At 31.2% G+C, this 5,819-nt stretch carries 7 protein-coding genes; all 7 read left to right on the top strand.

The genetic code is table 11. The features are described from left to right. On the top strand, window positions 1-884 hold an 884-nt coding region (rfbG, locus tag ABZA26_RS06100; RefSeq protein ID WP_372713635.1), incomplete at its 5' end, for a CDP-glucose 4,6-dehydratase. A gap of 2 nt (window positions 885-886) precedes the next feature. Further along, complete coding sequence (gene rfbC, locus ABZA26_RS06095) at window positions 887-1,429, top strand: dTDP-4-dehydrorhamnose 3,5-epimerase (protein WP_372713634.1); 543 nt, start codon at window positions 887-889, stop codon at window positions 1,427-1,429. 16 nt (window positions 1,430-1,445) lie between these two features. Beyond that, complete coding sequence (locus tag ABZA26_RS06090) at window positions 1,446-2,336, top strand: NAD-dependent epimerase/dehydratase family protein (protein ID WP_372713633.1); 891 nt, start codon at window positions 1,446-1,448, stop codon at window positions 2,334-2,336. 21 nt (window positions 2,337-2,357) lie between these two features. Then, complete coding sequence (locus ABZA26_RS06085) at window positions 2,358-2,906, top strand: dTDP-4-dehydrorhamnose 3,5-epimerase family protein (RefSeq protein ID WP_372713632.1); 549 nt, start codon at window positions 2,358-2,360, stop codon at window positions 2,904-2,906. 76 nt (window positions 2,907-2,982) lie between these two features. Further along, window positions 2,983-3,975: a glycosyltransferase family 2 protein gene (locus ABZA26_RS06080; protein WP_372713631.1), complete on the top strand. Its 993-nt coding sequence runs from the start codon at window positions 2,983-2,985 to the stop codon at window positions 3,973-3,975. A 28-nt stretch (window positions 3,976-4,003) separates the two neighbouring features. Continuing rightward, the gene (locus ABZA26_RS06075; RefSeq protein WP_372713630.1) at window positions 4,004-5,047 is read left to right on the top strand and encodes a polysaccharide pyruvyl transferase family protein; all 1,044 of its coding nucleotides are present in this window, start codon (window positions 4,004-4,006) and stop codon (window positions 5,045-5,047) included. A gap of 36 nt (window positions 5,048-5,083) precedes the next feature. Then, a partial coding sequence (locus tag ABZA26_RS06070; protein ID WP_372713629.1) for a hypothetical protein occupies window positions 5,084-5,819 on the top strand: 736 nt, incomplete at its 3' end.

Below are 5,819 nucleotides of genomic sequence, written 5' to 3'. Positions count from 1 at the left end.
GAGACATCAGGGACAGAGAGAAGCTGGCTTCTGTTTTTGATAAGTATAAACCGGATATGGTTTTTCACTTGGCTGCTCAGCCTTTAGTGAGACTTTCTTATGAAATACCCGTAGAGACTTACGAGGTCAACGTGATGGGGACTATAAACATATTGGAGTGTATAAGAAACAGTCCTAAAACCCGGGTAGGAATAATGATAACCACTGATAAATGCTATGAAAATAAAGAGCAGATCTGGGGTTATAGAGAAGATGACCCGTTTGGAGGCTATGACCCGTATTCTTCCTCCAAAGGAGCCTGCGAAATAGCAATTAGCTCATGGAGAAGATCCTTTTTTAATCCTAAAGATTATAAAATACACGGGAAAGCTATTTCCAGTGTGAGAGCTGGAAATGTAATCGGTGGTGGAGACTGGACACAGGACAGAATAATACCAGATTGCATACGATATATAGAAGAAAAAAAAGCCATAGAAATAAGGAATCCCAAAGCTATAAGGCCGTGGGAGCACGTTTTAGAGCCTCTGAGCGGATACTTACTTTTGGGGAAGAAGATGTGGGAAGAACCGCTCTCTTATTCTGAAGGATGGAATTTTGGACCTGATCTGGATTCAATAATAACCGTAAAAGATGTATCTGAAAAATTAATAAATCTTTACGGGACCGGAAAAGTAACAGACGTATCAGACCCGAATGCTCTTCATGAAGCCAACCTTTTGATACTGGATATTTCAAAATCCAGATTTAAATTAGGATGGAAACCTAGGTTGAATATAAATCAAGCTCTGAAAATGACTGTAGACTGGTATAAAAGTTACAGGAGCACAGATGTTTATGAGCTCTGTGTAAATCAGATAGAGGAGTTTATGAACAAGGAGGATTGAAGATGAAGCTTGTTAAGACTGAAATTGAAGGAGTATTCATAATTAGAAAAATTCATATAGAGGATGAAAGAGGAAGTTTTAACAAAATATATAACGAAGAATTTTTTACAGAAAATGAACTGTGCAGTGATTTTAAAGAGTCGTATTATTCTGTATCACATAAAAATGTAATAAGAGGGATGCATTTTTATATTCCGACTTGCCATCATGAAAAGTTGATAAATGTGATAAGAGGAAAAATAATAGATGTAATTCTAGATCTGAGAAAAGAATCATTAACCTACGGGAAATATATTTCTATAGAACTATCTGAAAAGGACCATTATTCTCTATATATTCCAAAGGGGTGTGCACACGGATATAAATCCATGGAAGATGACACCACAGTAGTTTACAACGCAACCAAATGTTATGACAGTAATTGTGATTTTGGTATCAGTTGGAATAGTTTTGGATTTGACTGGGGAATAGACAGCCCAATTATGTCAGAAAAGGATAAGAATTTAATTTCATTTGAAGAGTTTTCTAAAATAAATCCATTTTGATCTGCAGGAGGTTATGATGAAAAAGAAAGCAATTATAACAGGGGGGACAGGTTTTGTGGGATCAAATCTGTCTAGAGAACTTTTGAAGAGGGGTTGGGAAGTTTCTATAATTTCAAAAAAAGAATTTGGTTATAGAAACATTGAAGATATAAGGGATAAAGTGAATATTCTTGAATATGATGGAGATATATTTAAACTGATAGATTTTTTCAAAGCTCAAAATGCAGATGTGGTATTCCACTTGGCATCAGCAATTATTGATGAACACAACATAACAGATGTGGATATCCTGATGGATAGCAACATAAAATTTGGAGCTCAGGTTTTAGAAGCTATGAAAGAATCTGACACCAAACTTATCGTAAATACCGGTACATCCTGGCAGCATTATAACAATGAAGAATATAATCCTGTATGCCTTTATGCGGCTACAAAGGAATCTTTTGAAAAGATAATGGAATATTATATTCAGGGAGAAGATGTAAGGGCAATCACTTTAAAATTATTTGATAATTATGGAGAGTCTGATACAAGACCCAAATTAATAAATTTATTAAATGAATTTTCCAAAAATGAGACTGTTCTTGACTTATCACCGGGAGAACAGGTTATAGACCTGGTTCATGTAGATGATGTTGTAGACGCCTTTATAAAGGCGTATGAATATCTTGCGGAAAACAGCAAAGTCAAATATGAAAAATATGCAGTTAGTTCTGGAAGGGTTATAAAACTAAAAGAACTTATATCTATATATGAGAATATTACTGGAAATAAGCTGTCTGTTAACTGGGGAGGTCGAGCTTACAGAAAAAGAGAGGTCATGAATCCCTGGAGAGATTTTAAAAAACTTCCTAACTGGGAATGTACTATTTCCATAGAAGAAGGTCTCAGAAGAATGCATGGTTGAGGTTTTAAAAGGAGGAGGGAAATGGAAAAATTTATTTTGGACAAGGAGTTTACAAATGATTTGAAGCTTATAAAAATGACTCCTTTTAAGGATATGAGGGGAGAGTATTTAAAAAGCTATAGCGACAGGGAACTTTCTGCCGTGGGAATTTATAGTGACTTCAAAGAAGATAATTATCTGATATCCAACAAAGGCAGTGTAAGAGGACTTCATTATCAATTGGAAAATCCTGAAGCTAAGCTTATTCGTTGTTTAAAAGGTAATATAATAGATATTGTCGTGGATTTAAGAAAAGACTCACTGACATATAAGGAGGTATTCAAAGTAAAACTCAAAGAAGGGGATAACCTCCTTTTTTCAGTTCCTGAAGGATTTGCTCACGGATTTATAAGTCTGTCTGATTCAGTTGTTTTATACAAAAGTTCCAATTATTACTTTGCTGAGGATCAGCACGGTATCTCTGTTTTTTCAGGTGATATTCAACTGGATAAAATATTAGAAGAAGAAGAAATAGAGAATTTAATAATAACAGAAAAAGATAAAAACCTTTTAAAACTGGAAGATCTATAGAGGTTTTGTTTAAAAAAATATTTAACTATAGTTGTCATTGTATGGAAAGAAATACTGTTGACAGGTAGGTGTAATTATGGAAAATAATAAATTGATAAGTGTAATCATACCTTTTTATAACGCTGGAGATTATGTCAAGAAAACCATAAAAAGTTTGGAGTCCCAAGCTTATAGAAATTTTGAAGTGATATTTGTAAATGACGGTTCTATAGATAATAGTTTAAAAATTATAGAAACTCAATTAGAAGATGTAAGCTTTAATTATAAAATTATAAACCTATCAGAAAATGGAGGTTTAAGTAATGCTAGAAATGTAGGCTTATCAAAGGCTGTGGGAGAATATATATTTTTTTTAGATTCAGATGATTATATTACTGAGGATGCATTTGAAAAAGTTATAGAATTATTTATGTCTGAAAATCCAGATGTTGTATTTTTTCAATTTAAGCGTGTTGAAGAAAATGGAGAATTATTCCAGCATTATAATGAATTATTTAAAAATGTAAATAAAATTGAGACATCCAGAAATATTTTAATGAAATATCTGAACCTGGAAATTTTTATATATGCCTGTAGCATAGTATATAAAAAAGAAATAATAAAAAAACTTTTTTTTAACGAGATTGGATATATAGAGGATCAAGACTTTACCATCAGAGCTCTTCTTGAGTCTGATAAGGTAGGATATATAAATTCAGAATTAATAAACTACACCAAAAGAGAAGGCTCTATAATGAACAGTAAATTTAGTCTGAAAAAATTGGATAAAATAAAACTTTTTGATATATTTTATAATCAATATAAAACAAAAGACGAAGAATTGAGTAAAACATTTTCAATGAGAAGATCAAAGGAGCTCCTTTGGATAACCAGGGCTTATATAAAAAGTGAAAAAAATTTGAAAATAAAAGAGATTAAAAAATATATACAAACGAATATTCTGACAGACAAAACAATGCCTTATTTTGAAAAAAAGTATTTAAAAGAGTTAAATTTTAAAAATATAATACAGTTTTTTTTATTAAAGTATTTTCCGACTTTGTATATAAATTTAATAAAATTAAGTTAGGTAAATATAAAAAAGGGGATGTTCAATTGTGGAGATAAAAACATCAATTAAATTAAATTTAATATATTTAATGGGTATTTTTTATAAAAGTAGGTTTAAAAAATATAAGAACAAAAAAAAAATAATTCTTACTTTGACTCCAAGGCATAAAAATATGGGCGATCACGCTATTGCCATTGCAAGTAAAAAATTTATAGAGGAAAATTTTAAGGATTACGAGTTTTTAGAATTGGACATGCATGATATTTATAAATATGGAAGAGCCTTAAAAAGTTACTTGACTCCCGAAGATATAGTTATGATTTTGGGAGGAGGAAACATGGGTGATATGTATTTAAATGATGAAAATCAGAGGCGGTTTATAATTAAAAAATTTAAAAATAATAGAATAGTATCCCTGCCTCAAACTATAGATTTCAGTAATACTGAAAATGGTAAAAAAGAGCTGGAAAAAACAAAGAAAATATATAATTCCCATAAAAATTTGCTTCTGGCTGCAAGAGAGGAAAAATCTTTTGAAATAATGAAAAGTTTTTTTGGAGAATCCAGAGTTATTAAAAGTCCGGATATGGTCTTATATCTTGATGAAAAAAAAACTGGGAAACGTGATGGAGTATTACTTTGTCTCAGAAAGGATAAAGAAGGAGTGCTACCGGAAAAATTTGAGAAGAGTATCACTGCTTCATTAATTAAAAAATATAAGGTTGTAAAAACAATGGACACGGTATTAGAAGAGAATCAAGATAAAAGTACTAGGGAGATAAAGTTAAAAAAAATAATTACAGAGATAAGCAGGTCAAAACTTGTCATAACAGATAGATTACATGGAATGATATTTTGTGCGATTACAGGAACACCATGTATTGTTTTAGAAACTTTTAATCATAAAGTTACAGGAGTTTATAAATGGCTGGAGAAATTGGATTATATAAAAATGGTGAACCATGAAAAGTTACTCGATAGTCTTTTGGACATATGCGATGAAACCATAAATTCTAATAAAGAAAAATTAAGCTTTTCTGACGATTTTAATAAATTATCAAAATCTGTTCTGGGAACAGATATAAAATAGCAGATTATATCTGCATAAAGAAAGGTGATATGTTAAATGACTGAATATATCAGAGTAAAACATACAAAACTTAAAGATAATTTTACTGTGGAGTACGAAATCGAATATAGTGAAGGGTTGCAATATTTTAATGGAAATATGTATGTGAAATATGATGAAGATTTGTCAAATGTACCTGAGAGCATATTGAATATTCCACTTTTGTCAAATATTCTTCCGGTATGTTGGTTTTTAAATGCAGATTTACATGTGGAAGAAATTGACCAGACTTTTTATAGTGCACTGAATAATATAAAAAATGGTTTTCAAAAGATGTATGGCCAGATAAATATTGGAGGGCAGGTAATAGCCGATAAAATTATAAAGAATAATTACAAAAAATCAAATTCAGCATTACTTTTTAGTGGAGGAGTTGATTCTGTAGCAAGCTATATTAACAATGTAGATAAAAATCCCTTACTTGTTATAGTCCATGGAGCTGATATATCCTTAGAAGACACGAAGGGATGGCAGTTAGCGACAAAAGAAGCCGCAGAATTTGCCAGTGAAAATAACACAGACCTTATTCCTATAGAATCAAATTTTAAAAATTTCATAAAAGGATCAAAATTAGCTAAGAATTTTGATGAAACTATTTCTCACTGGTGGCCTTGTGTGCAACATGGGTTTGCCTTTGTAGGATTAATAGCTCCCATATCGTATATTAGAGGAATATCAGATATATATATAGCATCTTCATTTACAAGTGTCAGCGATTTTAGAATCCCATGGG

The organism is Ilyobacter sp. (assembly GCF_041583315.1).
Classification (GTDB): Bacteria; Fusobacteriota; Fusobacteriia; order Fusobacteriales; family Fusobacteriaceae; genus Ilyobacter.
Note: the sequence above shows the minus strand (reverse complement) of the source record. Positions and strands in the feature narration are given on the sequence as shown.